The following is a 24,616-nucleotide window of genomic DNA, read 5'->3' on the forward strand; positions in this document are numbered from 1 at the left end:
ACAACCTTGAATAAAGGCCTGCCGATGCCCTCTCATTCCCACTTTTCCAGTCAGACGCCATCGGAATGGGTCACCCGTTTCGCGGCCCTCTGCGCACCTGGCGCGGAAATCCTTGATTTCGCCAGCGGCGCCGGCCGCCATGCCCGATGGCTCGCAGGTCACGGCTTCAGCGTACTGGCCGCCGATCGTGATGAGTCGGCGCTGGCCGGACTGGCCGGGGTGGGCGGCGTGCGCACGCTGTGCGCCGATCTTGAGCAGGGCGACTGGCCGTGGGTGGCTGCCAGCTTCGATGCGGTGGTGGTCACGCGCTACCTGTTCCGGCCGCGACTGGCGGAGCTGGCCGCGCTGCTGCGACCGGGCGGCGTGCTGATCTACGAAACCTTCATGCTGGGCAACGAGCGTTTCGGCAAGCCGTCGAATCCGGATTTCCTGCTCCGGCCGGACGAACTGTTCGACTGGGCACGCAGCTGGGGGCGCGTTCTGGCATTCGAACAGGGCGAACTCACCGCGCCTGCGCCAGCGATGATTCAGCGCATTTGCGCGGTGCGCGCCGACACGTCGTCGAGATTGCCCTGAGCGGTGTACCGGATGATGCGTGCCGCCAGCGCATCGATGCCTGCTGCGTCGAGCCGGTCTGCCTCGAAAGTGGGCGCATCCGGGTGGCGTGCGAAGTTGTACTGCTGCGAACGCCGATACAGCGGGTCGTAGTGCTGTTCCAGCAGTGCCGCGACCAGGGTGCGCCAGTCGCCGGCGCGCGCCAGAGACGACCAGGCGCCTATCGTGTCGTGTCCGCGCAGATCGGTCAGCCGTTCGAGCTCGGCAATCAGCGCCTCGGCATCGCTCGTGAGGTAGTCATAGTCGCGCAGCAGGAAATCCGTTCGGGCGGCAACCGAAGCATCGATGCGCAGGCAGGGTGCCGCCCGCATGCGTTCGATCAGCTCGTTCGGCAGCGAAACCAGTCCGATGCGCCGGCTTTCCGCTTCGGTGTACACCGGGCGCGTCGGATCGAAGGTCTCCAGCGCCGCATGCAGCTGTGACTCGAACCAGCGTTGCGGCGGTTGTGGCTGGCCCGGCTGTCGGCCCAGCACCGACCCCTTGTGCGCAGCCAGCGCCTCCAGATCCAGCACCTGTTCGCCGCGCGCCGCCAGCCTTTCGAGCACCCGGCTCTTGGCGCTGCCGGTCGGCCCGCTCAGCACGCGCAGATCAAGCCGGGCTGGCGCAGCGGCAAGCCGGTCGAGCACATCGCGCCGGTAGCGCTTGTAGCCGCCTTCAAGCTGGTGCGCGTCCCAGCCGATCTGGCGGAGCACAGTGACGAAGGCGCCGCTGCGCTTGCCGCCCCGCCAGCAGTAGATCAGCGGACGCCAGTCCGGCCCCTTGTCGTGGAAGGTTTCCAGCAGGTGGCGGCCGATGTTCAGGGCAACCAGCGCCGCACCGCGCCGCTTGGCGACGAAGGGCGACACCTGCTTGTAAAGCGTACCGATCTCGGCGCGCTGCACGTCGTCGAGCGCCGGACAGTTGATCGCGCCCGGCACGTGGTCGAGCGCGAATTCAGCCGGCGAACGGGTATCGATGAGGGCGTCGAAGTCGCGCAACTGACTGATCGACGCCATTCCCGCCGGTCGCCGGGCGAGCGAAGCGTCGCTCATTGCTGGGAAATCCTGTGCATGACAGCCTTGTCAGGGAGAACTGAGGCCGGCGATGGTAGCGTGCCGGGCGAAGGACGACAGATCTGCTGCAGCGATACGCCATATATATATGCAGAAGTCCAGCGTATATCGCCCATCCGCACCCCGATCAACGCTGACGCGCGGCCGACGCGCTGTCTGACGCCTTGCCAAGCAGCGGCTTGAGCGGCGTCCAGATATTGTCGACGATGCGCGACTGCACGCTGGCAACTGGATGCACGCCATCCGGCAGGAAGCTTCGCGGATCGGCGGCGAAGCCATCAAGCAGGAAAGGCAGCAACGCCGAGCGGGTGGCCGTCGCGACCTCGCTGAAGGTATCCGCGAACTTTTGCGTGTAGTCGGGGCCGTAGTTCGGCGGCAGCTGCATGCCGGCGATCAGCACCTTGGCACCCGCCGCCTGCGCCTTTCGCGTCATGGATTCGATATTGTCGCGCATGCTTCTGACGGGCAGGCCGCGCAGTCCGTCGTTGGCGCCGAGCGCGAGAATGACGATAGCGGGCTTGTGCGCCGCGAGTGCCGCGTCGATGCGCGACAGACCGTTGGCCGTGGTGTCACCGCTGGTGCTCGCATTGACGACCGAATGGGCGTAACCCGCCTGCGCCAGTTTCTGCCCGAGCAGCACCGGCCAGGCCTCATGCTGGCGCAGACCATAACCGGCCGACAGACTGTCGCCGACGACCAGCAATGTCTGCGCCTGCAACGGCAGCGCAGCGAACATCATGAATACCATAGAGAACAACACTTTTTTCATGCCTACAGACACTCCGGAAACACGCCCGACCGTTCTTGAAGTCAGCGGGCTGGGCAAGCAGGTGAGCAGCGGGAACGCGCCGCTGCAGATTCTTCAGGATATCGCCTTCACGGTTCGTGCCGGCGAAGCTTTGGCCATCGTCGGCGCCAGCGGTTCAGGAAAATCGACCTTGCTCGGTCTTCTGGCCGGGCTCGACCTGCCGTCTGCCGGCTCGGTCAGCATCGCCGGGCAGGACATCTTCGCGCTCGACGAAGACGCCCGGGCGCAGCTGCGCGGCGAAAAGGTCGGCTTCGTGTTCCAGTCCTTCCAGCTTCTGCCGGCGCTGACCGCGCTCGAAAACGTCATGTTGCCGCTGGAACTGGCTGGCGTCGACCGGGTGCGCGAGCGCTCGGTGGCGCTGCTGGAGCGGGTCGGACTGGGTGGACGGATGACGCACTACCCGCGCCAGCTGTCCGGCGGCGAGCAGCAGCGGGTCGCGCTGGCGCGCGCCTTCGCGCCGGAGCCCGGATTGCTGCTGGCCGATGAACCGACCGGCAATCTCGACGCCGCGACCGGCGCGTCGGTCATCGACCTGATGTTCGACATGAATGCCGAACAAGGCACCACACTGATCCTGGTGACGCACGACGAAGCGCTCGCGTCGCGCTGCACACGCCGCATCCGCCTGGCCGCCGGTCGCATGGTTTGACAGATTCAAGATACAAGTCGGCAGGGCCTTGAATCCTGCATCTGCCGTCAAAGATCGAAGCGGCGCATGAAGGTCTGGTCGATGCGGTCCTTCCAGCGCCATACCCAGTCTCCCTGTAGTGACCAGCCCCCGCGTGATGCGATGGCGTGGCGGCGGCCGCAGGCGAGCAGCAGCAGAGCGTGCGTCTGCGGTGTCCAGGGCTGCAGCGTGTCACCCCGCGCGGCGCGCAGCAGGTTGGCGGCCAGAGGCGGCCCGGCGCGCACGGCGAACACGCCGGACTTCGGGCGCGGCGCATCGATCATCGTCGCCACGTCACCGGCGGCGAACACTTCGGGGTGTGACGGCGACTGCAGCGTCGGACCGGTTGCGATGAAGCCCCGCTCGTCGAGTGCGAGACCGCTGCCGCGCAGCCAGGCTGGCGGGGCGGCTCCAGTGGCCCACACGGTGAACTGGCTCGGAATGCTGCGGCCATCTTCAAGCGTGAGCGTGTCGCAGTCGAGTCCGGACACACGCGCATCCGTGATCACCTCGATTTTCTGGCGTTCCAGTTCGGCCATCACGCGCCGCTGCAGGCGCACCGGCAGCCCGTCGAGTATGCAGGGCGCGCGGTCGATCAGGGTGCAGCGCATCAGCGGCTGCCGATGATGCAGCGCCATGATGATTTCGACGCCGGCCGCCCCGGCGCCGACGACCGCAGCCGAGCGAGCGGCGCGCGCGACATGCCAGCTGTCGAGCAACTGCCCGATCGGCTTCACCGGATGACCACAGGTGTCGGCGCCGGGCAGGTCGGGAATGCGCGGCGTTGAACCGGTGTCGATCGACAGCAGGTCGTAGTCGATCACCTCGCCGCTGGCCAGCCGGATCTGCCGCTGCGCAGCATCCAGCGACACCGCGGCATCCAGCCTGAGCGCGCAGCCCGCCCGCGCGGCCAGTGGGGCGAGATCGATGCAGGCCTGCCGGTAGTCGTAATGGCCGGCGATGACGCCGGGCATCATGCCGGAGTACGGCGTCAGCACATCGGGTGTGATCAGGCTGACCATTGCATCGGGCTGTTCGCGCGCAAATGCCTCCAGTACGAAAAGGTGGGCGTGACCGCCACCGAGCAGAACGAGGCGTTTCACGGGGGTGGCTGCAGCGCTGACCGGGCGGTGACTGTCAGGTCGCCGAAATAGCCCAGCGTATGTCCGCCGGTGTTGTCGCTGTCGCTGGCGACCACGACGCCGGTCACGGCCGGCGGGTCTTCGCCGAAAGCTTCGCGGTAGTCCTCGACCAGATTGCGGCTCGCCTCGCGCCAGCTTCCGGTCGGCGAGCCGGCACCGTCGACGGCGATCATGCGCACCCGGTCGGTGTAGGCGCTCCATGCGCGTGAGCCCGGCGCCGCATGCGTGTCCCATACGTAGCACAGCACGGCGGTCGGAATCTGCTCGCCGTAGAAGGTGCGCGCGAAACGGATCTTCGTGCGGCTGCCGAACGACAGCTTCGACAGATCGAGATCGAACAGCACATAGATGCGCAGCGCGTAGTCGTCGCCATCGCGCGTCGCGAAGCGACCGCCAGCCGGCAGCACGTCGGCGCGCCAGCGCCAGTTCAGCCACGGGGTGGCGAGCGGATCGAAACGGCGGGTGTGGATCAGCGCCGACGCGGCATTCGATGCCTCGACACGCAGCACGGTCAGGCCGTCGAGTTCAGCCAGCCGGAAGTCGGCCGGCGCCGCCTTGCCGCCCAGCGTGTAGGCGGTCCATCCGCTGACGTCCGGTCCGGCTGACTGGGTGGAAAAGGCGGGCAGCGACACCACATCCGCCACGGCCGCCGACATTTCACAGGTCATCGCCAGCGCGATGGCGAGCAGCAGCGCGCGCAGGCGGGTCAGCACGGTTCGGGCACCAGCAGGCCTTCGGCCACGGCGCGCCGGTAGTCGTCCGGACGGTCGAGGTCGTATCCGGTCGCAAGCGTCTGCACGTGCAGGCCGAGCCGGCCAGCCACAGCCTGGGTTTGCTGCCACACTCCGGCAGAGCCCCATTCAATGCCTTCGAACAGGGCAGGTTGCCGCACGTGCAGCCCCACCAGCATGTAGCCACCATCCTCTGCCGGAGCGAACACGGCATCGTGGCTGAGCAGCGCCGTGGCCGCAGCACGCAGGTCGGCCGGCTGCAATGACACGGCGTCGGCGCCGGTCAGCACCGCGCCTGCATGACGACGAAGCGCATCGTCGAAGGCATGCGCCATGCGCGCGCCGATGTCGCCGCAGGCCTGGGCATGCAGCGAGCAGCCGTACCGGTCGCGACAACTGTTGAAGAAGTCATGGCTGCAGTCCGGTGCGCACCACAGTTCGACCGGGCCGATGGCCGCATCGACGGCCCTCTGCAGCGCACGTTCGGTCAGCTGTGCGCTGACCCGCGCTGCGCCGTCGGCGCCCAGCAGCGGCATCAGGCGCGTCTTGCTGCGGCCGGCTTCGGGCGCACGCGCGAACACCAGCACGGCCGTTTGGCGCTCACTCATGGTGCGGCCGGTAATCGCGCGCCAGATCGTGCGGGTTGGCGCCGAAGAAAAAGCGCAGGCGCAGGCGCCACATCACCATGATGGTGCGCAGCACGCCGTGACGCTCCCAGCGGCGGCCCGATGTGGTGACGCGCGCATGCAGGCAGGCCGGTCGAGCCTGCAAACGCGCGCGGCTTGAAAAGTCGATGTCTTCCATCAGCGCGATCGGCGCGTAGCCATGCAGTGCGTCGAACAGCGCGCGCGTGCAGAAGATCGCCTGATCGCCGGTGGCGATGCCGGTCACGCGGGAACGCAGGTTCATCATGGCGGCGACGACCGCGAGCAGTGGGTGCCGACTGTCGATGCGCACATCGAAGCGCCCCCACTGCGCACCGGCTGCAATCGCACGATCGATCAAACCGAGCGCGTCGGGCGGGAGCCGCGTGTCGGCGTGCAGGAACAGCAGCACGTCGCCGGTCGCCACCTGCGCACCGGCGTTCATCTGCAGCGCACGGCCTCGCGGGCATCGCACGACGCGGGCACCGCGCGCCTGCGCAATCGCCGCCGTGTCATCCTGGCTGCCGCCGTCGGCGACGATGAATTCGAGTTCGCAGGCGTCAGTCGCACGCACACGCGACAATGCATCACCGATGGTCGCACCTTCATTCAACACCGGCAGCACGATGGACAGACGCTTCATCCGCGCATCCACGCGTGGTAGCGCGCAACCCATGCCAGCAAGGTCTGTGGCGCGTGCGCCTTCTTCCACACGCCGGCAGCAAACTTGTTGGCTTCGTTCATCGTCGGGTAGATATGGATGGTGCCCAGCAGTTTGTTGAGCCCCAGACCGTGCTTCATCGCCAGCACGTATTCGGCGATCAGTTCGCCCGCGTGCTCACCGACGATGGTCACGCCGAGGATGCGGTCGCGCCCGGGTACGGTGAGCACCTTGACGAAGCCGTGCGCCACCTCGTCGGTGATCGCGCGATCCAGGTCATCGAGTTCGTAGATCGTCACTTCATGCGGAATGCTGCGCGCCTTCGCGTCGGTTTCGTTCAGACCGACGCGCGCCACCTCGGGTTCAGTGAACGTGGCCCATGGAATGACCGAATAATCGACCGCAAAGCGTCTGAAGCGGCCGAACAGGGCATTGACCGCGGCGTACCAGGCCTGATGCGCGGCGGTGTGCGTGAACTGGAACGGTCCGGTCACGTCGCCGCACGCGAAAATGTTCGGGTACAGCGTTTCAAGGTAGTCATTGGTGTCGACGGTCTTGTTGGTGCGCAGCGTGATGCCCAGCTCTTCCAGACCGTAGCCGCTGACATTGGGCGTGCGTCCGACGGCGCACAGCAGGGTGTCGAATTCGATGCGCACCTCACCTTCAGGGCCTTCGGCGTACAGCACCTTCGCATCGCCCTCCCGCGCAAAGCGAACCGCCTTGTGGCCGGTCAGCACGCGCACGCCTTCTTCCGCAAAACGTGCTTCGACCAGCGCCGACACATCCGGGTCTTCGCGACCCATCAGGCGCGGCGCCATTTCGACCTGGGTCACGTTGGAGCCGAAGCGCGCGAAGGCCTGCGACAGTTCGCAGCCGATCGGGCCGCCACCGAGCACCAGCAGCCGGCCGGGCAGGGTGCGCAGCGACCACAGCGTGTCCGAGGTGAGCAGATCCATCGCCTCGATGCCGGGTATCGGCGGCACGAAGGGGCGGGCGCCGGCGGCGATGACGATGTTGCGCGTGCTCAGCGTGCGCGTGCTGCCATCGTGCTGCGTCACCTCGACCGTCCACGGCGAAGTGATGCGCGCCCGCGCGTCGAAGCAATCGACACCCAGCGCGGTGTAGCGGTCCACCGAATCATGCGGTTCGATGGCGCGCACCACGCGCGCGACACGCTCCATCACATCGGCGAAATCGAACTGGGCGCTCGCCTCGCGTACGCCGAGCGACTTCGCATGCGCGATCTGCGACAACAGTCGCGCCGAGCGGATCAGCGCCTTCGACGGCACGCAGCCGGTGTTCAGGCAGTCGCCGCCCATGCTGTGCTGCTCGACCAGCGCAACCTTTGCCTTCACCGCGGCGCCGATGTAGGCGGTGACCAGACCGGCGCTGCCGCCGCCGATCACCAGCAGGTTGTAGTCGAAGTGCGCCGGCTTCGGCCAGCGGCGAAACACCGCGCGGCTGCGCACCGCATCGATCACCTTGCGGGCGATCAGCGGAAACACGCCCAGCAGCACGAAGGCGCCGATCAGCCCGGGCGACAGGATGCCGGACAGTGATTCGATGCGGCCGATCTGGGTGCCCGCATTCACGAACACGATGGTGCCGGCCAGCATGCCGAGCTGGCTCACCCAGTAGAAAGTGCGTGCCGGCAGCGCGGTCAGCGCCATCGCCAGATTCACCGCGAAGAACGGAAACGCGGGCACCAGGCGCAGCGTGAACAGATAGAAGGCGCCGTCCTTCTCGACGCCGCGATTGATCGACTGCAATGCTGTGCCGAAGCGCGCCTGCACCCAGTCGCGCAGCAGGAAGCGTGCGATCAGGAAGGCGAGCAGGGCGCCCAGGCTGGACGCGAAGGACACGATGACCAGCGCCTTGACGAAACCGAACAGGGCGCCGCCGGCCAGCGTCATGATCGCCGCACCGGGCAGCGACAGCGCCGTCACGACGACGTAGATCGCGAAGAACACCGCCGCCGAACCCCAGGGCGCGGCATCGACCTGGTCGGTCAGCATGCGCTGCTGCGCCTTGAACCAGGCCAGATCGAAGAAGCGGCCGAGATCGAGAATGAAGAAGGCGGCGACCAGCGCCACGACCACCCCGAGCAGGGCGAGCTTGCGTGCGTTCATGGTGCTGCCTCTTCAGGTGTCCAGCCCGGACCGTGGTCGATGCGGTCGCGGTAGTTCAGCGCGGCCGCCGAGCCGTCGGGCCACTGCGCGGTGAATTCGGCCCGCCAGGCGGCCGGGTCGTAGTCGAGCGCCAGCGCATCGACATGCAGGGCGCCGACGCGCGTGCCGTACAGCACCGGATGCGGCGACGGCGTCAGTGCGATGCGGCTGATGACGCCGCACAGACGGTCGCGGAAATTGGGCATGCCGGCGGCGCCGTTGTTGATCACCGCACGGCCGTCGAATCGCTTCAGCACCGGCAGGCAGGTGTGGCTGCTGGCGAATACATCGCAGCGAGCGCGGGCGAACAGCTCCGCGTAGCGGGCGCCGGACGCCGCCTGCCGCAACGCACGCGCGTCAAAGGTCCAGCCAGCCAGCGAATCGGCGTCGCCATGCACCACGCCGACACGGGCATCGCCGATGCGCACGGCGCGCCAGAAATCGAGGGCCGCCAGTTCGCCGCGCCAGTGCGGGTCGTGGCCGGCAGTGCGCGACAGCTGTGCGTGGATGAGGTTGGAGCGGTCGACCAGCGCCTGCGGCACGTCGTCAGGGTAGCTGCAGCCGCATCCGGCATCGCCCGAGCCATCGGCCAGTTCGGCTTCGACGTTGCCGGCGATCGCATCATGCGCCAGCACACGCCGCTGCACGTCGCCGAAGCGGGCCGGGTCGATGTCGAACCAGTGGAAGTCGCCGTTGAAAAGCAGGCGTGCGTCGCCCCGCTCGCGGGCGAACAGGCGTTCCAGCGCGTCGAGCGCCGGCCGGTTGCCGTACAGCCCGCCGACGACGTACAGCGTGTCCGTCGCCAGATCGGCGCGGGTATCGGCCAGCGCGGCCGCGCCATAGCGGTAGTGCAGCGGGCAACTGCGGCCGGGGTCGGCGAGGCTGTCGTCGGTCGTGCCGTCAACGAGGAGAGGGTTCATCGCATCCGTCCCGCGATCAGCGGCGGCAACAGGTAGCCTGCGGTGCATAGCAGCAGTCCATAAAGATTCACGCCGAGCAGTCTGGCGTACTTGCCGTCGCCGATGGCCCAGCTGTCGGGGATCAATCCCATCGCCAGCAGCACGCCCAGCGCGAGCCCGATCCAGAACGCCAGGTGGAAGGACCACTTCGCGGCGCACGTGCCCGGCTGCGTGAATCCGGCGAGCAGGAAGATCGGCGCCAGACCGATCACCATGGTGCCGCTGATGGTCGTCGCCTTCAGGATGTCGGTGCCGGCAATCATCGGCAGATTGCCGATGATCGCGAACAGCGCCATGGCACCCATGCCGAGGGCAATGGCGCGTTGCGGCTCCGGGCGCCCGGCCAGTTGCGGCAGTTCCTGCGCCACATGCCGGGCCAGCGATGAAAAGGTCGAGTCGAGCGTCGAACCTGCGGCCGCCACCATGACGATGGTCATCAGGAACAGCGCCGCCGGACCCATGCTGCGGGCGAGCGCTGCCGGCACGTTGTCGCCGCCGGCCAGACCTTCGAGCCGGGCGTGCACGCCGACCAGCGAAAAAAGAAGGATGCACACGAAGCCGAGTGCGCCGGCCCAGACGAAGGCGCGCAGCATGCGCCTTTCTTCGGTGATGAAGCCGCGGTCGGTCAGCACCGGGTCGTGGAAGGGGTAGGACAGCACCTGCAGCGCGGCGACCAGCAGCAGGTCGACGCCGGCATTGAGCCGGAAATCGCCGGTGCTCGCGAGCGCCACCGGGCCGTGCGTCGGCAGCACCAGCAGCAGCACGACGGCGAAGAACAGCACGAACAGGCCGGTCTGCAGCACGTCGGTGTAGATCGACGAACGCAGGCCACCCTTCAGGCTGTAGAACAGCGTGGCGGCGGTGAACAGCAGCGCGGCACCGATGAATTCGGTCGAACCGGCCGGTCCGTAGTAGCCGCCGACGACGGCCGTATTGCTCCACACCTCGTTGAACAGTCGCACCAGGATGGCGATCGAAAACGCCAGTGCTGCGAGCCGGCCGTGCCGGCCGGTCAGGAAAGACATCAGGCTGGTGGCGCCGTAGCGTCGGCGCAGTCGCAGGATGGCCCAGCCGGCGAGCGGGATCGACAGCCAGTAGGTCGCGTAGGCCAGACCGCCGACGATGCCGTAGGTCGCGCCAAGATTGGCCGCGTTGGTGATCGACTTGGCGAAGATCCACGATATGAAGATGCTGGCGCCGAGCGCCCAGGTACCGGCCGGACGACCCGCTTCGTCGTGGCCGTCGAAGAAGCCCGCCCGCCCGACGGCGCGCGGCGACAGCGCATACATGCCGACGCCGTACAGCACCAGAAAGCCCCAGAAGGCGACACCGAATACCAACGGATCATTCATGGTCAGCCCTTCAGACCAGCGCGCCGGCGCATGACGAGCCCTGTCCCGCGGTGCAGCCGTAGCAGTGATCCATGACGACGATGGGCGTGCCCGATACGTCGCGGCCGATCAGTTCGGACAAGTGCACGCGCGGCCGGCCGTCGATGCGCAGCGGCAGACCCAGCATCTGGTTGAAGTCGCAGTCATATACGTGGCCTTCCCAGTCGACGCTCAGCAGGTTGCGGCACATCACGCTGTCCAGGTTGTCGTCGCGGTGCGCGGTGCGCAGCGTCTTCATGTAGCTGTTGAACTGCCCCTTCGATACCAGCGTCGAGCCGAAACGCTGGATCGGCATGTTGGTCAGCGTGTACAGGCGGGTGAACACGATGCCGAATCCGCTGCCGAGGTGATCGCGATACGACTGCTCCAGCGCCTGCTGCGGCGGTGGCAACGACGGCCCCTGCGGATTGAACACCAGATTCAGTTCAAGCCCGGAGTCGGGCTGTCCATAGCCGAGCGCGTTGAGCTGCTGCAGCGCGGCGATGCTGCGCGCGAACACGCCATTGCCGCGCTGGCGATCGACGTTGTCTTCGAGATAGCAGGGCAGCGACGCGGTGACCTGCACCCGATGGTCGGCCAGAAACTGCGCCGTGCCTTCGTAGCCGGGTTCGGACAGGATGGTCAGGTTGCAGCGGTCGATCACGGCGACGTCGAGCTTGCGGGCTTCGCTGACCAGCCAGCGGAAGTGCGGATTCATTTCCGGCGCGCCGCCGGTCAGATCGATCAGGCGCACGTCGGACGCGCGGATGAAGTCGAGCACGATCTGCAGTGTCGCCAGACTCATCTGTTCGGTGCGGGCAGGGCCTGCGTTGACATGGCAATGCAGGCAGCTTTGATTGCAGGTGTAACCCAGATTCAGTTGCAGGATTTCGGTGTGGCGACGGGCCAGCGGCGGAAAGTCGGTCGTTCGCAGGAGCGGCAGTGTGGCGTGCATGCGTGATTGAGCCCTGTGGGTGCGATGGAGTGTGCTGGATGGAAGACCGTTGTCGCCGCCGCAACCTTACTGCTTTGCGGAGCACCAAGTATCCTGCGCGTTGCAGACTGTCAAAGACCGGAGGAAACCGAAGATGTTCAAGGCCATATTGCTGGAGCAGGGGGCGGACGGCAAGACGATCGCCCGCCTGAGCGATGTCGAGGACACGGCACTGCCCGAAGCCGATGTGCGCGTTGCTGTGCAGTGGTCCAGCCTGAATTACAAGGATGCGCTGGCGATCACCGGGCGCAGCCCCATCGTGCGCAAGTGGCCGATGGTGCCGGGCATCGATTTCGCGGGCGTGATCGAACACAGCGACCATCCGCGCTGGAAGGTCGGCGACAAGGTCGTGCTGACCGGCTTCGGTGTGGGCGAGGGCCACTGGGGCGGTCTGGCGCAGCGCGCTGCGATCAAGGGTGACTGGCTGGTCGCGCTGCCGACCGGCTTCGACGCGAAGCATGCGATGGCAGTCGGTACCGCCGGCTTCACCGCCATGCTGTGTCTGCTGGCGCTGGAACGTCATGGGCTGAAGCCGGGCGACGGCGAGGTGCTGGTGACCGGCGCCAGCGGCGGCGTGGGTTCGGTCGCCGTGGCACTGCTGGCCAGTCTGGGTTATCGCGTGGTGGCGAGCACCGGCCGGCTCGACGAAACCGGATATCTGAAGTCGCTCGGCGCCGAATCGGTCATCGATCGCGCGACGCTGTCGGCGCCAGGCAAGCCGCTGGCGCGTGAGCGCTGGGCCGGTGTGGTCGACAGTGTCGGCTCGCACACGCTGGCCAACGCCTGCGCGGCGACGCGCGAAAACGGCGCCGTCGCCGCTTGCGGTCTGGCCCAGGGCATGGACTTTCCGGCTACCGTCGCACCGTTCATCCTGCGTGGCGTCACGTTGTACGGCATCAACAGCGTCACCGTGGCGCACGGACCGCGCGAAGAAGCGTGGGCGCGCATCGTGCGCGACATGCCGATGGACAAGCTCGACGCCATGACGCAGGTGGTGCGGCTCGATGAAGTGCTCGATGTCGCACCGCGCTTCCTGGAAGGAAAGGTACGCGGTCGCCTGGTCGTCGATACGGCTGCAGTCTGAGTATGCGGGCCACGCGCCGTGCGGTGGTTTTGACGGTCACTCCGTCCTTCGCTACACTGCGCGGCGATTTTCCGAAATAAGTTCAACCTTCAAAAAAGAGATCATCGATGAGCGCCAGAACCGTTCTCGCTGTCGCAGCCCTCTGTGTCAGCCCGCTTGCCCTCGCCGTCGAAGGCAATGCAGAAGCCGCCAGGGACAAGGTCGCCATGTGCATCGGTTGCCACGGCATTCCGGGTTACCAGACCGTGTTTCCGAAAACCTACAAGGTGCCGCTGATCGGTGGCCAGTACCCCGAATACATCGTCGCCGCGCTGCAGGCCTACAAGAGCGGTGATCGCAAGCACCCGTCGATGAACGGCATTGCCGCCAGCCTGACCGAACAGGACATGGCCGACATCGCGGCGTATTACGCCGCGCAGAAATGAGGAAGGTCGTGATGATCAAGAAAACGATGGTGGTTGCAGCCGCTGCGCTGCTGGGCAGCAGCTTCGCGTTCGCCGGTGACGTGGCGCGCGGCAAGGAAAAATCGGCTGCGTGCGCGGCCTGTCATGGTGCCGACGGCAACAGTCCGGCGCCGGCTTTCCCGCGCATCGGCGGGCAGCACGAGGACTATCTGCTGCAGTCGCTGCTGTCGTACAAGAGCGGTGCGCGCAAGAATGCCATCATGGCCGCCCAGGTCGGTGCGCTGAGCAAGCAGGACATGGCGGATCTGGCGGCCTACTTTGCGTCGCAGGGCGGACCGCTGGTGTCGCGTCGCTGAACATCCGCTTCGACGATGAAAAAAAGCCGGCAGTGCCGGCTTTTTTGTTTCTGGTGCTTCCTTCTGTTGCCGCCTTATGGCCGGCGCCGGATCAGATCGTTCAGATCACCAGACGGCCCCCTGCACAATACCCCGCCTGTTCGATCCGGCTCAGGCTGGGTGACAGATTCAGCCCGGTGTCGGCACGCAGACGTTGCGCCCGCGCGCGTAGCACGTCCATCGACACGCCCGTTCCATGGCCAGTCGACGCGATGCAGATCGCGTTGCCCTCGTTGAGCGAGGGCAGCACCAGCGCGTGCCCATCGTAGGCGTCCATCACCCGCTGTGCGCTGGCGCGAAAACCGCGCGTGCGACCGAACAGGTTCAGACAGACCCGTCCGCCCCGCGACAGCTTCGCCCGACAGGCACGATGGAAGGCTTCGGTATCGAGCGAGTTGGCCCGCGCACGGTGATCGTAGCCATCGACCAGGATCAGGTCCCACTGCTGGTCGCTGGCCGCGACGAATTTCGCTCCGTCATCGATCACGATGCGCAGCCGCCCGTCTTCCGGCGGCAGGCGGAAGTAGCTGGCTGCCGCCGCCGGCATGCGCGGATCGATCTCGACCACGGTCAACGCCGACTGCGCGCAGTAGCGGTGCAGGAATTTGGTGACCGATGCGGCGCCCAGGCCGATGACCAGCACCTGCGCAGGCCAGCTTTCGTCGGCCGCCAGCAGCAGCGGCAGCATCATTTCACGCGTGTATTCCAGTTCAAGCGCGAACGGGCGCGCGACGCGCATCGCGCCCTGTATCCACTCGGAACCGAAGTGCAGATAGCGCACGCCGGCCCCCTCGGACACGTCGATCGAATGACGCGGTACGGCGAGGTTCAATTGCGCTGATCAGGCAGCACGATGTTGACTTCAAGTACTTCGTAGTTGTCCTGCCTTTCGAGCTGGACCTTGATGTCTTCGGGATTGACGCGCACATACTTCGAAATGACCGCCACCAGTTCCTGCTGCAGCGCCGGCAGGAAGTCGGCCGACGAATTCGCGCCACGTTCGCGCGCGATGATGAGTTGCAGCCTTTCCTTCGCGATCGACGCAGTTTTCGGTTTCTGGCCGAAAATCAGTGACAGCAGCGACATGTCACTTCCCTCCGAACAGGCGCTTGAGCAGGCCGGGCTTTTCGTATTCGACGAAGCGCAGCGGGCGCTCTTCGCCCAGGAAGCGGGCCACCACGTCGGCGTAGGCCTGCGCGACATCGCTGCCTTCCATGTGGATGGCCGGCGTCCCCTGGTTCGACGCCTGCAGCACGATTTCAGACTCCGGGATGACACCCAGCACCGGAATGCGCAGGATTTCCTGCACGTCGCCGTAGCTGAGCATTTCGCCGTCGTTGGCACGTTTGGGCGAATAACGGGTGATGACCAGATGCTCCTTCACCGGCTCGCGACCTTCCTTGGCGCGGCGCGATTTCGACTGCAGGATGCCGAGAATGCGGTCCGAGTCGCGCACCGAACTGACTTCCGGATTGGTGACGATGATGGCTTCGTCGGCGAAGGTGAGTGCCATGACCGCGCCGTGTTCGATGCCCGCCGGCGAATCGCACACAATGTAGTCGAAGCCCATGCCCACGAGGTCGTTCAGGATCTTCTCGACGCCGTCTTCGGTCAGCGCATCCTTGTCGCGGGTCTGCGACGCAGGCAGCACGAAGAGGTTGTCGCAGTGCTTGTCCTTGATCAGCGCCTGGGTCAGGTTGGCTTCGCCGTGCAGCACATTCACGAAGTCATACACGACGCGCCGCTCGCAACCCATGATGAGGTCGAGGTTGCGCAGGCCGACGTCGAAGTCGATGACGGCTGTCTTCTTGCCGCTCATGGCAAGGCCGGACGAAAAAGCGGCGCTGGTGGTGGTCTTGCCCACGCCGCCCTTGCCGGATGTGACGACTACGATACGGGTCACTCTTGTTCTCCCTCTGATGTTTCAGGTGGTCGCCAGTGCGGCGACATCAAGTACCTGTTTGTCTTCATGTTCCTGCAGACGCACATGCGCCGGCTTGCGCAGCAGCTCGCTGTGCGCGGTGTGTTCGAAGGTGCGGTAAACGCCGGCGATCGACACCAGTTCGGCTTCGAAGCAGGTGGTGAAGATGCGCGCCTGCACATCGCCCGCCGCACCCGCCAGCGCTCGTCCGCGCAGCGGTGCGTAGATGTGGATGTTGCCGTCGGCAATCACCTCGGCGCCGGCGCTGACCATGGCCAGCACGATCAGGTCGCAGCCGCGGGCATACACGCGCTGGCCGGAACGCAACGGCTTGTCGATGATTTCGGTACGCCGGGCCGGCGCCGGTGGGACGACCGGTTCGGTCGCCTGCGCGACGACGGGTTCGCACTCGATGACCGGTTCGACGACGGCTTCTGCAACCGGTTCGGCGACGGGTTCGGGCGGTGGCGCCCGGTCGGGCTGAGCGTCGCCGGCCACGATCGCAAAACCGAGTGCGCGCGCCGTGTCGGCAGCGACGTCATCGACCCCCTGAACTGCAACGGCAGTCAATGAGTGGCGGGCCAGTGCGTCCCGGATGCCCGCCCAGTCGGGCGCAGCATCGGACGGCAGAGCGCTCGCGTCGATGACTACCGGTTCGCCCGAAAAAAAGCCGGGGGTTGCGCCGAGCCGCGCGTCCAGCGCTGCCGCGACCGATGACGCATCGGCTGCGTGCAGCAGCGCGCGCATGGCTTCGAGCGTGGCGCTTTTGAGTTCTACGGCCGGGGGAGCGGGCTTGCGCGCCATGGGGTGTCCGCGGGAAATGTCGAAAGTCTAGTCAGTGACCGATGCACGGGCAACTGACGCAAGGGGCGTTTGGATACCGCATCAATGCACGGCGGGCGGAGCTTCGCCGAACAGCAGCTGGATGTCGAGCGCGCTGAAGCGGTAGTCGTGGTTGCACATGTCGTCGTGGATATGCACCTCGCCCTGTTCGCGCAGGATGGATTCGACCTCTTCGCGACCGAGCGACAGCACCAGCCGGCGCAACTTTTCTTCGTCGCGCGGGCAGTGATGGCGCGGAATCGCCGGTGCGAACACCCGAATGCCGTCACGCGCTGCCTCTTCGGCAAACAGACGGCCGAGCAGTGCTTCGGGTGCCAGCGTCTTCAGCTCGTCAGGCGTCACGGTTGCAGCGAGGTGGCACAGGCGGTTCCAACCATCCGCATCCTTGCGGTCGGCATCCGGCAGCTTCTGCAGGAACAGGCCGGTCGCGCACTCGGCATCGGCGTGCAGCCACAGCGCCGCCGGCTGCTGTTCGGACAGTGCAAGATAGTGCTCGAACACCGCCGCCACCGTGTCACCTTCCAGCGGCACCAGACTCTGGTAGGGCGTCTCGGCCTCATCCGTCTGCAAGGTCATCACCAGATGTCCCTCACCGAGCAGCGCCGGGACTGGCGCATCGGCCAGGTCTGGTGGCGCACTGGCCATGCCGCGCAGACGAAGCTGCTGGTCGCAATCGACGACCAGCGTCTCGACCGGCCCGCGGCCGCGTACCTGAACCGTCAGGCGGGCCGGCTGCTTGAGCTGTCCGCCGATCAACAGCGTGACCACGGCCACTTCGCCAAGCAGCCGTGTGGCGACGGCGCCATAGCCGCGTCCCTTCTGCATGGCCTGCCAGCCCTGATCGAAACGGACCAGTGCGCCACGGATGTCCAGCGCCTCGAACATGAAGCGCTGGATGAAATCGCGCTCACTCATTGGGCTTGCGCTTGAGGATTTCGCTCCAGTGCGCCGGATCGAAGCCGATAAGCAAGTGTCCGCCATGCTCGATGATGGGCCGGCGGATGGCTGACGGATGTTCGGTCAGCAGGGGCTGCGCGCTTGCATCGTCCAGATCGGCAGTCTGTTCGGGTGGCAGCTTGCGAAAGGTCGTGCCTTTCGTATTGACGATGGCCCGCCAGCCGGCACGTTCGATCCAGCCGGCAAGCCGGTCCGCCGGCACTCCGTCCTTCTTGTAGTCGTGCAGATGGAATTCGAGCTGGTGTTCGTTCAGCCAGGCCATGGCGCGGGACATCGTGTCACAGCGCCGGATACCGAAAACGCGAAGCATGTGCGGAGTACGGAAAGGGAATCGCCGACATTGTAAGTCGTGCCGACAGGCTTCGGCGGTACTGGCGCTGCGCGGCTGCAATGGTTAATATTGGAAAAATCATCCTAAACAATAAATTGGCTCACATCGTTGATCGAAGTTTTCAGTTCGGTCAATACTGCGGGCCCCTTCGGGAGACGTGCATGATCGGTAAAACCCTGGGCGCAATCGCCCTGTCTGCCCTGTTTGGATTTTCGCTGTTCGGTACGATGGACGACGCTTATGCGGCGCGGTCAGTGGCGAGCAGCCAGCAAGTCAAGAAGAAGATACGTCCTGCGGTCAATGTCGCCGCGAAAAAACGCATATCCGTGACGGCGAAGGCGCCTCGCCGCAGTGTGGCAGTCGCGGCCGCAACACCGGTGTTCCGGCCGCCGAAGGCGCCGGCCCAGCGGCATTACGCGGTGGATGGCAGTACGTTCTACGCTGATGGCGTGCGTGTAAGGGCGGCGGGCCTCGAAGCCCTCGAAACCACGACTGCTTCGAGCATCGGCAAACAGAAATTGCAGCAACTGCTCGATTCGGGTCGGGTGAGCATCGAACCGCTGGATATGGACGACGGTGAGGTGACGCTGGCGCGGGTGAAGATCGACGGCAAGGATCTGAGCGAACTGGCCGCGATGCGCTGATCGGTATCCGGTCGCGAGTGCGGCCGGCGCTGAAATCACCCCGCTGTCAGTGCGGGGTTTTTCTTGTCCGAAGGTTTCGCGCTGCTGCTGTCCGGCTTCTTTTCGTCGGATGCGCCATCGCCGCCGGCCTTGTCGGTGTCTTGTAGCGAATCTGCGGATGGCGTCCCGGCGTGGGCAGTTTCACCCACCATGCGGGTACCCCGCGGCGGAAGGGCGGGCAGCACGACGTCGAGCTTGTTTTCCGTCATGTAGTCGTTCATTTCGCGCCAGCCGGCAAATACGGCCGCCTTCGATGCCTTCGGATTGAGCCGGTAGCAGTCCTCCAGCGCGCGGCCGGCGTGGCGGCAGGCGCCGCCAATGGCCTTGCTGTCCAGTTCCTTTTGCATCGCTGCGCGATTGGGGTCCGGAAAGGGGAGCTTGTCGCACGCCACGAGGGTGACGGCGAGCGACACGAGCAGGAGGGATTGGGCGACCTTCACCTTGACGTTTGTCCGGATGGATTGAACACATCCGGTTTACGGCAGTTGCGCCCGACGCTTGAGTCGGCTCACCTGCCAGCTCGCCTTACTTGCCGCCGCGTGAATACTCGGCCAGCAGCGTTTCCTGCGCGCAGTGCCGTGCGGCGCGCGACACGCGCCTGCGATACCGGCCATCCGGCTCCATCTCCCACGACTGGCTGTTGTCGAGCAGGTAGGGGCGCAATCCCTCTTTCATCACGCGCCGCTTCAGTTTCGGATCGAGTATCGGAAACGCCACCTCGATGCGCCGGAAAAAGTTGCGCTCCATCCAGTCGGCACTGGCCAGATAGAGCTTTTCCTCACCGTCGGCGTGGAAGTGATAGATGCGCGAATGTTCGAGGAAGCGGCCGACGATGGAGCGCACCGTGATTTTTTCGGACAGGCCCGGCACACCGGGACGCAAGGCACACACGCCGCGCACGATCAGATCGATGTCGACACCCGCCTGGCTGGCGTTGTACAGCGCCTCGATCGTTTCGTCCTCGACCAGCGAGTTCATCTTGGCGATGATGCGCGCCTTGCGGCCGGCGCGTGCGTTGTCCGCTTCGCGGTTGATCGCTGCGATGACATTGCTGTGCAGCGTGAACGGCGCCTGCCACAGGTGGGTCAGCGTGCCGGCGTGGCCCAGCCCGGTCAGTTGCTTGAACACCTCGTTCACGTCCTCGCCGATCAGTTCATCGGCCGTCATCAGACCAAAATCGGTGTAGAAGCGCGCCGTACTGGGGTGGTAATTGCCCGTTCCCAGATGCACGAAGCGCCGGAAGCTGCGCACACCGTCGATCTCCTCGCGCCGCACCACCATCAGCAGCTTGGCGTGCGTCTTGTAGCCGAACACGCCATACACCACGTGTGCACCGGCATCTTCCAGCCGCGACGCCCAGTTGATGTTGGCTTCCTCGTCGAACCGCGCCATCAGCTCGACCACGACCGTCACTTCCTTGCCCTTGTGCGCGGCGCGCACCAGCGCCTCCATCAGCACCGAATCGATACCGGTGCGGTAGACCGTCATCTTGATGGCGACCACTTCCGGGTCATCCACCGCCTGCTGAACCAGATCGATCACCGGCGTGAAGGCCTCCCACGGGTGATGCAGCAGGATGTCCTGCCGGCGCAGCATCGCGAAGATGTCATAGCGCTTTTCCATGGCGCGCGGCAGCGTCGGCGCGAACGGCGGGTACTTGAGATCCGGCCGGTCCACCCAGTTCGGCACCTGCATCAGGCGCACCAGATTGACGATGCCGGGCGCACGGTACAGATCATCGCGCGTCAGGTTGAACTGCTGCAGCAGGAAGTCGGCCATGTGCTCGGAACAGTTGTCGGCCACTTCCAGCCGCACCGCGTCGCCGTAGTGGCGCTGCGGCAGTTCGCCCTGCAGCGCCAGACGAAGGTTCTTTACCTCTTCCTCGTCGAGGAAGAGGTCGGAATTGCGGGTCACCCGGAACTGGTAGCAGCCGAGCACATTCATGCCTTCGAACAGATCGCCGACATTCATGTGCATCGCTGACGACAGGAATACGAAGCCGTGATCGACGCCGGTCAGTTCCTTCGGCAGCTTGATCACCCGTGGCAACGCGCGCGGCGCCTGCACGATGGCAAAACGGGAACTGCGCCCGAACGCGTCGCGGCCGTCGAGTTCGACTGCGAAGTTCAGGCTCTTGTTGAGCACGCGCGGGAAGGGATGCGAAGGGTCCAGCCCGATCGGGGTCAGCACCGGCATCAGTTCACGCATGAAATAGTCGCGTATCCACTCCCGCTGCTCATCCGTCCACGCGCCTCGGCGCAGGAAAACGATGCCTTCGGTTTCCAGCGCCGGCAGGATGACGTCGTTCAGCAGCGCGTACTGCTCGGCGATCAGCTGATGGCATTCATTCGCGATCAGGCGCAGGGCCTCCTGCGCCGAGCGCCCGTCCGACGTGACGCTGCGCGCCCCGAGCTTGATCTGCTCGCGCAGGCCACCGATCCGCACCTCGAAGAATTCGTCCAGATTGCTCGACACGATGCACAGGAACTTCAGCCGTTCGAGCAGTGGCACACGCTCGTCTGCCGCCTGCGCAAGCACGCGGCGGTTGAAGGCGATGAGCGACAGTTCGCGGTTGATGAAGTGGTCAGGCGCGAAACGTGGCACCAGAAGCGGTAGGTTCATGAGCAAAAGTCCGGATTCGACATCGGTAGGCAACACGCTATTGTGTGACATGAAACATGTTCGATTATTACAGCCGTGTGACGCAAATGCGCGGAAGGCAGGCGTGCCCCCGGCTGCTAAACTCCGGCGCTGATGATTTTTCAGTTACGGATGCATGAGCTACGAACTTCTCGCTGCGGTTGACCTGGGCTCGAACAGCTTCCGTCTCCAGGTTGCCCGCGTTGTCGACGATCAGATCTATCCGCTGGACGGCCTGAAGGAAACCGTCCGGCTGGCGGCGGGACTCGGGCAGGGCAAGTTGCTTGATGGTCCCTCGCAGCTTCGGGCCATCGAGGCGCTGTCGCGATTCAACGAGCGTCTGCGCGGCTTCGCACCTGATCAGGTACGCGCCGTGGCCACCAACACCCTGCGCGTGGCCAAGAACGCACCGCAATTCCTGCCACAGGCCGAAGCAGCGCTGGGTTTCCCGATCGAGGTGATCGCCGGGCGCGAAGAGGCACGGCTGATCTATGTCGGCGTGGCGCATACGCTGCCCAACCCGTCGAGTCAGCAACTGGTGGTCGACATCGGCGGCGGTTCGACCGAATTCATCATTGGCCGCAGCTTCGAGCCGCTGGCGCTGGAATCGATGTACATCGGCTGCGTGGCATTCAGCCTGCGCTACTTTCCGGATGGCCGGATGGACAAGCGCTCGCTGCGCGAAGCCGAACTGGCGGCGCGGCGCGAGCTGGAAACCATCGAATATGGCTACCGCTCGCTCGGTTGGGATGAAGCCGTCGGGTCGAGCGGCACGGCAAGGGCGCTGCTTGACATCATGGAACTGAACGGCTGGTCGCAGGGTGCGCTGACCCGCGACGCCATGGAAAAGCTGCGCGCGCTGCTGCTGCGCGTCGGCGACGTGAACCGGCTCGGCATTGCAGGCTTGCGCCCCGACCGCCTGCCGGTGCTGGCAGGCGGATTCGCCATCATGTCGGCGGTGTTCGATGCGTTCGGGCTGGAACGCATGAGTTTCTCGGAAGGTGCGCTGCGACTGGGCGTGCTGTACGACCTGCTCGGCCGCTATCACCACCAGGACCTGCGCGACGCAACGGTGCTGCAGTTCATGCGGCGCTACCAGGTCGACCAGAAGCAAGCCGAGCGCGTGCGGGGTACGGCACTGCGCCTGTTCCGCGCGCTCAATCCGGCGGCAAACGGCGATCACCCCGATGATCACCCCGACCTGCAGATGCTGAGCTGGGCAGCCTGCCTGCACGAACTGGGGATTTCGGTCGCGCACGCCGGCTACCACAAGCACAGCGCCTACATTGTCGGCAACGCTGACATGCCGGGGTTTTCGCGCATGGACCAATCGCGTCTGGCGCGCATCGTGCTGGCCCATCGGGGCAAGCTGGAAAAGGTAAACTCGGCTTCGGCCGACGCGCGTGACTGGTCTCTGATCCTCTGTCTGCGCCTGGCTGTGCTGCTGCATCGCAGCCGTGAAGACTTCAGCGAACTGCCGCTGAGCATCGAGCGCACCGGCAGTGGCTATCAACTGGGTGCGCGGACGGAATGGCTGTCGGCGTCGCCGCTGACCAATGCCAGCCTGCACGACGAACTGAGGTTGTGGGGCGTGATCGGAATCGACCTGAAGCTGCGCACCGCTCGCCTTGCAGCCGGCGTGACGCGCTGACACCTGCATGAACGCGCCGACCGTATCGTTCGATCGGGAAGGTGCTGCGCAGGTCGCGTCGCTGCAGGGCGACTGGACGTTGCAGGGGCTGGAAGGCCGCATCGATGCGTTGCGCGCCGCGCTCGACACGGGTGAGGCACGGGCGGCCGCTCGCTGGGATCTGACCGGTATCGCACGCATCGACAGCCTTGGCGCCTGTCTGCTGTGGCGCATCTGGGGCGACCGTCTGCCGCCGGCGCTTGACGCCGGCGAGCACACGCTCGCCATGCTGGAGTCGGCCTCGGCGCTTGGCGTACGCAGTCGTGTGGCGCCGCCGACGACGTCCTTCGACTCGCTGGCAGCACTGGGCCGCGCCGGTTTGTCGTTCGCACGGCAGACCGGCGATCTGGTCGCACTGATCGGCCAGTTGCTGCTCGACCTGATGCACATTGCCCGCCGGCCGCAGGACGCGCCGTTGCGCGAAATTTCCGCCAATCTGTACAAGACCGGCGTCAGTGCGCTGCCGATCACCGCGCTGGTCGGCTTCCTGATCGGCGTCGTGCTGTCGTATCTGTCGGCGCTGCAGCTCAAGACCTTCGGTGCCGATGTGTTCATCGTCAATATCCTGGGCATCGGTATCGTGCGCGAACTCGGACCGGTGCTGGTCGCCGTGCTGGTGGCCGGGCGATCAGGCTCGGCGATGACGGCGCAGCTGGGCGTGATGCGGGTGACCGAAGAGATCGATGCGCTGGCGACGATGGGCGTGCAGCGCAGCCTGCGCCTCGTATTGCCCAAGGTGCTGGCACTGGTCACGGCGCTGCCGCTGCTGGTGCTCTGGACATCATCGGCTGCACTGTTCGGCGGCATGGTGGCCGCATCGATACAGCTCGACATGAGCTATGGCTTCTTTCTCGATACGCTGCCACGCGTGGTACCGATCGCCAACCTGTACATCGGGCTGGCGAAAGGCGTTGCATTCGGGTTGGTGATCGCGCTGGTGGCCTGTCATTTCGGACTGTCGGTAAAGCCCAATACCGAAAGCCTGTCGTCGAACACCACCAAATCGGTGGTCAGCGCCATCACCTGCGTCATTCTGGTCGACGCACTGTTCGCCATCGCCACGCGTCACATCGGGCTGCCAGGCGGATGAGCGCGCCGGTCATCGACATTCGCGGGCTGGTGACGCGCTTTGGCACGAATGTCGTGCATCAGGACATCGACCTGTCCGTCGCGGCCGGCGAAGTGGTTGCGCTGGTCGGCGGCTCGGGCAGCGGCAAGACGACCTTGCTGCGTCAGGTGATCGGGCTGCTGCAGCCGGACGCCGGGCAGATCCGCGTGTTCGGCCAGCCGCTGTTCTCCGGCGACGCCCTGGCCGATCGCCGGCTGCGCCAGCGCTTCGGCGTGCTGTTCCAGCAGGGCGCGCTGTTCTCGGCGCTCAATGTGCTCGAAAACATTGCTTTCCCGCTGCGCGAGCTGCGCTGGCTCGATCGCGCCACCATCCGCGACCTGGTGATGATGAAACTGGCCATGGTGGAACTCGAACCCCGGCATGCCTGGCTGATGCCGTCCGAACTGTCGGGCGGCATGATCAAACGGGTGGCGCTGGCACGGGCGCTGTCACTCGAACCCGAACTTCTGCTGCTCGACGAACCTACCGCCGGCCTTGACCCTGACCGCTCGGCCGCTTTCGTCAGCCTGATCCGCACGCTGCGCGGGCAACTCGGCCTGACCGTCGTCCTGGTCACCCATGACATCGATACGCTGACAGCGCTGGCAACACAGGTCGCCGTGCTGGGCGAGCGACGTATACTGGCCTATGGCCCGCTTGATCACGTCATGAACGTCGACCATCCGTTCATCCAGAACTTCTTCGCCTCCGGTCGCGTGCAGCGCACGCCGGACACCACGGTGCGCTGA

27 protein-coding genes are annotated in these 24,616 nt (G+C 65.6%); 9 read left to right on the forward strand and 18 right to left on the reverse strand.

Annotation, left to right across the window (positions count from 1 at the left end):
* Positions 1–24 precede the first annotated feature (24 nt).
* The gene (locus tag Q8Q80_RS10245) at positions 25–576 is read left to right on the forward strand and encodes a bifunctional 2-polyprenyl-6-hydroxyphenol methylase/3-demethylubiquinol 3-O-methyltransferase UbiG (RefSeq protein WP_305632815.1); all 552 of its coding nucleotides are present in this window, start codon (positions 25–27) and stop codon (positions 574–576) included.
* Here the strand turns inward: Q8Q80_RS10245 and mnmH are convergent.
* Complete coding sequence (gene mnmH / locus Q8Q80_RS10250; RefSeq protein ID WP_305632816.1) at positions 528–1,646, reverse strand: tRNA 2-selenouridine(34) synthase MnmH; 1,119 nt, start codon at positions 1,644–1,646, stop codon at positions 528–530. The two genes, Q8Q80_RS10245 and mnmH, sit on opposite strands and share 49 nt — an antisense overlap.
* Positions 1,647–1,794: 148 nt before the next feature.
* Positions 1,795–2,436, reverse strand: coding sequence for an arylesterase (locus Q8Q80_RS10255; RefSeq protein ID WP_305632817.1), 642 nt, complete (start codon positions 2,434–2,436; stop codon positions 1,795–1,797).
* Between Q8Q80_RS10255 and Q8Q80_RS10260 the strand changes: the two genes are divergently transcribed.
* Positions 2,435–3,124, forward strand: coding sequence for an ABC transporter ATP-binding protein (locus tag Q8Q80_RS10260; protein ID WP_305632818.1), 690 nt, complete (start codon positions 2,435–2,437; stop codon positions 3,122–3,124). The two genes, Q8Q80_RS10255 and Q8Q80_RS10260, sit on opposite strands and share 2 nt — an antisense overlap.
* Before the next feature lie 47 nt (positions 3,125–3,171).
* Here Q8Q80_RS10260 and Q8Q80_RS10265 read toward each other — a convergent pair whose 3' ends face one another.
* From Q8Q80_RS10265 to arsS, 8 genes are read right to left on the reverse strand one after another with little or no spacing between them, the layout of a single operon-like run.
* Positions 3,172–4,245, reverse strand: coding sequence for an FAD-dependent oxidoreductase (locus Q8Q80_RS10265; RefSeq protein WP_305632819.1), 1,074 nt, complete (start codon positions 4,243–4,245; stop codon positions 3,172–3,174).
* On the reverse strand, positions 4,242–4,997 hold the full coding sequence (locus Q8Q80_RS10270) for a DUF3047 domain-containing protein (RefSeq protein ID WP_305632820.1): 756 nt from the start codon (positions 4,995–4,997) through the stop codon (positions 4,242–4,244). Before Q8Q80_RS10270 ends, Q8Q80_RS10265 begins: the two co-directional genes overlap by 4 nt.
* Positions 4,991–5,623 (reverse strand): TIGR04282 family arsenosugar biosynthesis glycosyltransferase, encoded by a 633-nt coding sequence (locus Q8Q80_RS10275; protein ID WP_305632821.1) that lies wholly within the window; start codon positions 5,621–5,623, stop codon positions 4,991–4,993. The genes Q8Q80_RS10270 and Q8Q80_RS10275 overlap by 7 nt, the downstream gene beginning before the upstream one ends.
* Positions 5,616–6,302 (reverse strand): TIGR04283 family arsenosugar biosynthesis glycosyltransferase, encoded by a 687-nt coding sequence (locus Q8Q80_RS10280; protein ID WP_305632822.1) that lies wholly within the window; start codon positions 6,300–6,302, stop codon positions 5,616–5,618. Before Q8Q80_RS10280 ends, Q8Q80_RS10275 begins: the two co-directional genes overlap by 8 nt.
* Positions 6,299–8,449: an FAD-dependent oxidoreductase gene (locus tag Q8Q80_RS10285; protein ID WP_305632823.1), complete on the reverse strand. Its 2,151-nt coding sequence runs from the start codon at positions 8,447–8,449 to the stop codon at positions 6,299–6,301. The genes Q8Q80_RS10280 and Q8Q80_RS10285 overlap by 4 nt, the downstream gene beginning before the upstream one ends.
* Positions 8,446–9,408 (reverse strand): metallophosphoesterase, encoded by a 963-nt coding sequence (locus Q8Q80_RS10290; protein WP_305632824.1) that lies wholly within the window; start codon positions 9,406–9,408, stop codon positions 8,446–8,448. The genes Q8Q80_RS10285 and Q8Q80_RS10290 overlap by 4 nt, the downstream gene beginning before the upstream one ends.
* Positions 9,405–10,799 (reverse strand): sodium:solute symporter, encoded by a 1,395-nt coding sequence (locus Q8Q80_RS10295; RefSeq protein WP_305632825.1) that lies wholly within the window; start codon positions 10,797–10,799, stop codon positions 9,405–9,407. Before Q8Q80_RS10295 ends, Q8Q80_RS10290 begins: the two co-directional genes overlap by 4 nt.
* 10 nt (positions 10,800–10,809) lie before the next feature.
* The gene (gene arsS / locus Q8Q80_RS10300) at positions 10,810–11,772 is read right to left on the reverse strand and encodes an arsenosugar biosynthesis radical SAM (seleno)protein ArsS (RefSeq protein ID WP_305632826.1); all 963 of its coding nucleotides are present in this window, start codon (positions 11,770–11,772) and stop codon (positions 10,810–10,812) included.
* Positions 11,773–11,905: 133 nt separating this feature from the next.
* On the opposite strand from arsS, the gene Q8Q80_RS10305 reads away from it, so the two are divergent.
* The 3 genes from Q8Q80_RS10305 to Q8Q80_RS10315 all read left to right on the forward strand — a co-directional run bounded on the left by Q8Q80_RS10305 (position 11,906) and on the right by Q8Q80_RS10315 (position 13,655).
* Positions 11,906–12,895 (forward strand): MDR family oxidoreductase, encoded by a 990-nt coding sequence (locus Q8Q80_RS10305; RefSeq protein ID WP_305632827.1) that lies wholly within the window; start codon positions 11,906–11,908, stop codon positions 12,893–12,895.
* Between the two features lie 107 nt (positions 12,896–13,002).
* A complete protein-coding gene (locus tag Q8Q80_RS10310; RefSeq protein ID WP_305632828.1) occupies positions 13,003–13,320 on the forward strand; it encodes a c-type cytochrome in 318 nt (105 codons plus the stop codon).
* A gap of 11 nt (positions 13,321–13,331) precedes the next feature.
* Positions 13,332–13,655, forward strand: a complete 324-nt coding sequence (locus Q8Q80_RS10315) for a cytochrome c (RefSeq protein WP_305632829.1) — start codon at positions 13,332–13,334, stop codon at positions 13,653–13,655.
* A 100-nt stretch (positions 13,656–13,755) separates the two neighbouring features.
* On the opposite strand, the gene Q8Q80_RS10320 is transcribed toward Q8Q80_RS10315, so the two are convergent.
* The 6 genes from Q8Q80_RS10320 to Q8Q80_RS10345 form a co-directional block, all read right to left on the reverse strand.
* Positions 13,756–14,526 (reverse strand): fused MFS/spermidine synthase, encoded by a 771-nt coding sequence (locus Q8Q80_RS10320; protein ID WP_305632830.1) that lies wholly within the window; start codon positions 14,524–14,526, stop codon positions 13,756–13,758.
* Complete coding sequence (minE, locus tag Q8Q80_RS10325) at positions 14,523–14,780, reverse strand: cell division topological specificity factor MinE (protein ID WP_304923056.1); 258 nt, start codon at positions 14,778–14,780, stop codon at positions 14,523–14,525. The genes Q8Q80_RS10320 and minE overlap by 4 nt, the downstream gene beginning before the upstream one ends.
* A gap of 1 nt (position 14,781) precedes the next feature.
* Positions 14,782–15,597: a septum site-determining protein MinD gene (gene minD, locus Q8Q80_RS10330; RefSeq protein WP_305632832.1), complete on the reverse strand. Its 816-nt coding sequence runs from the start codon at positions 15,595–15,597 to the stop codon at positions 14,782–14,784.
* Between the two features lie 21 nt (positions 15,598–15,618).
* A complete protein-coding gene (gene minC / locus Q8Q80_RS10335) occupies positions 15,619–16,419 on the reverse strand; it encodes a septum site-determining protein MinC (RefSeq protein ID WP_305632833.1) in 801 nt (266 codons plus the stop codon).
* 81 nt (positions 16,420–16,500) lie between these two features.
* Positions 16,501–17,373 (reverse strand): Hsp33 family molecular chaperone HslO, encoded by an 873-nt coding sequence (locus Q8Q80_RS10340; protein ID WP_305632834.1) that lies wholly within the window; start codon positions 17,371–17,373, stop codon positions 16,501–16,503.
* Entirely contained in the window at positions 17,366–17,725 is a 360-nt protein-coding gene (locus tag Q8Q80_RS10345; RefSeq protein ID WP_305632835.1) for an arsenate reductase, read from the reverse strand. Before Q8Q80_RS10345 ends, Q8Q80_RS10340 begins: the two co-directional genes overlap by 8 nt.
* Before the next feature lie 80 nt (positions 17,726–17,805).
* Between Q8Q80_RS10345 and Q8Q80_RS10350 the strand changes: the two genes are divergently transcribed.
* Positions 17,806–18,390 carry a hypothetical protein gene (locus Q8Q80_RS10350; protein WP_305632836.1) on the forward strand — a complete coding sequence of 195 codons (585 nt, stop codon included), beginning with the start codon at positions 17,806–17,808 and terminating at the stop codon, positions 18,388–18,390.
* Between the two features lie 35 nt (positions 18,391–18,425).
* Here the strand turns inward: Q8Q80_RS10350 and Q8Q80_RS10355 are convergent, their stop codons facing one another.
* Both Q8Q80_RS10355 and ppk1 read right to left on the reverse strand, forming a co-directional pair.
* Positions 18,426–18,869, reverse strand: a complete 444-nt coding sequence (locus tag Q8Q80_RS10355; protein ID WP_305632837.1) for a hypothetical protein — start codon at positions 18,867–18,869, stop codon at positions 18,426–18,428.
* Positions 18,870–18,954: 85 nt separating this feature from the next.
* Positions 18,955–21,051: a polyphosphate kinase 1 gene (gene ppk1 / locus Q8Q80_RS10360; protein WP_305632838.1), complete on the reverse strand. Its 2,097-nt coding sequence runs from the start codon at positions 21,049–21,051 to the stop codon at positions 18,955–18,957.
* A gap of 154 nt (positions 21,052–21,205) precedes the next feature.
* Between ppk1 and ppx the strand changes: the two genes are divergently transcribed.
* From ppx to Q8Q80_RS10375, 3 genes are read left to right on the forward strand one after another with little or no spacing between them, the layout of a single operon-like run.
* Complete coding sequence (gene ppx / locus Q8Q80_RS10365) at positions 21,206–22,720, forward strand: exopolyphosphatase (protein ID WP_305632839.1); 1,515 nt, start codon at positions 21,206–21,208, stop codon at positions 22,718–22,720.
* Between the two features lie 7 nt (positions 22,721–22,727).
* On the forward strand, positions 22,728–23,849 hold the full coding sequence (locus Q8Q80_RS10370) for an ABC transporter permease (RefSeq protein WP_305632840.1): 1,122 nt from the start codon (positions 22,728–22,730) through the stop codon (positions 23,847–23,849).
* Entirely contained in the window at positions 23,846–24,616 is a 771-nt protein-coding gene (locus Q8Q80_RS10375) for an ABC transporter ATP-binding protein (RefSeq protein WP_305632841.1), read from the forward strand. Before Q8Q80_RS10370 ends, Q8Q80_RS10375 begins: the two co-directional genes overlap by 4 nt.

This window comes from Methyloversatilis sp. (assembly GCF_030698125.1).
Classification (GTDB): Bacteria; Pseudomonadota; Gammaproteobacteria; order Burkholderiales; family Rhodocyclaceae; genus Methyloversatilis.

What these genes read in the sequence shown, in the direction of transcription:
- Q8Q80_RS10245 (WP_305632815.1), top strand. Translation starts at nt 25, where the DNA reads ATGCCCTCTCATTCCCACTTTTCCAGTCAGACGCCATCGGAATGGGTC.
- mnmH (WP_305632816.1), bottom strand. Translation starts at nt 1,646, where the DNA reads ATGAGCGACGCTTCGCTCGCCCGGCGACCGGCGGGAATGGCGTCGATC.
- Q8Q80_RS10260 (WP_305632818.1), top strand. Translation starts at nt 2,435, where the DNA reads ATGCCTACAGACACTCCGGAAACACGCCCGACCGTTCTTGAAGTCAGC.
- Q8Q80_RS10255 (WP_305632817.1), bottom strand. Translation starts at nt 2,436, where the DNA reads ATGAAAAAAGTGTTGTTCTCTATGGTATTCATGATGTTCGCTGCGCTG.
- Q8Q80_RS10275 (WP_305632821.1), bottom strand. Translation starts at nt 5,623, where the DNA reads ATGAGTGAGCGCCAAACGGCCGTGCTGGTGTTCGCGCGTGCGCCCGAA.
- Q8Q80_RS10280 (WP_305632822.1), bottom strand. Translation starts at nt 6,302, where the DNA reads ATGAAGCGTCTGTCCATCGTGCTGCCGGTGTTGAATGAAGGTGCGACC.
- Q8Q80_RS10285 (WP_305632823.1), bottom strand. Translation starts at nt 8,449, where the DNA reads ATGAACGCACGCAAGCTCGCCCTGCTCGGGGTGGTCGTGGCGCTGGTC.
- Q8Q80_RS10290 (WP_305632824.1), bottom strand. Translation starts at nt 9,408, where the DNA reads ATGAACCCTCTCCTCGTTGACGGCACGACCGACGACAGCCTCGCCGAC.
- Q8Q80_RS10295 (WP_305632825.1), bottom strand. Translation starts at nt 10,799, where the DNA reads ATGAATGATCCGTTGGTATTCGGTGTCGCCTTCTGGGGCTTTCTGGTG.
- arsS (WP_305632826.1), bottom strand. Translation starts at nt 11,772, where the DNA reads ATGCACGCCACACTGCCGCTCCTGCGAACGACCGACTTTCCGCCGCTG.
- Q8Q80_RS10305 (WP_305632827.1), top strand. Translation starts at nt 11,906, where the DNA reads ATGTTCAAGGCCATATTGCTGGAGCAGGGGGCGGACGGCAAGACGATC.
- Q8Q80_RS10310 (WP_305632828.1), top strand. Translation starts at nt 13,003, where the DNA reads ATGAGCGCCAGAACCGTTCTCGCTGTCGCAGCCCTCTGTGTCAGCCCG.
- Q8Q80_RS10315 (WP_305632829.1), top strand. Translation starts at nt 13,332, where the DNA reads ATGATCAAGAAAACGATGGTGGTTGCAGCCGCTGCGCTGCTGGGCAGC.
- minE (WP_304923056.1), bottom strand. Translation starts at nt 14,780, where the DNA reads ATGTCGCTGCTGTCACTGATTTTCGGCCAGAAACCGAAAACTGCGTCG.
- minC (WP_305632833.1), bottom strand. Translation starts at nt 16,419, where the DNA reads ATGGCGCGCAAGCCCGCTCCCCCGGCCGTAGAACTCAAAAGCGCCACG.
- Q8Q80_RS10340 (WP_305632834.1), bottom strand. Translation starts at nt 17,373, where the DNA reads ATGAGTGAGCGCGATTTCATCCAGCGCTTCATGTTCGAGGCGCTGGAC.
- Q8Q80_RS10345 (WP_305632835.1), bottom strand. Translation starts at nt 17,725, where the DNA reads ATGCTTCGCGTTTTCGGTATCCGGCGCTGTGACACGATGTCCCGCGCC.
- Q8Q80_RS10350 (WP_305632836.1), top strand. Translation starts at nt 17,806, where the DNA reads ATGGTTAATATTGGAAAAATCATCCTAAACAATAAATTGGCTCACATC.
- ppk1 (WP_305632838.1), bottom strand. Translation starts at nt 21,051, where the DNA reads ATGAACCTACCGCTTCTGGTGCCACGTTTCGCGCCTGACCACTTCATC.
- ppx (WP_305632839.1), top strand. Translation starts at nt 21,206, where the DNA reads ATGAGCTACGAACTTCTCGCTGCGGTTGACCTGGGCTCGAACAGCTTC.
- Q8Q80_RS10370 (WP_305632840.1), top strand. Translation starts at nt 22,728, where the DNA reads ATGAACGCGCCGACCGTATCGTTCGATCGGGAAGGTGCTGCGCAGGTC.
- Q8Q80_RS10375 (WP_305632841.1), top strand. Translation starts at nt 23,846, where the DNA reads ATGAGCGCGCCGGTCATCGACATTCGCGGGCTGGTGACGCGCTTTGGC.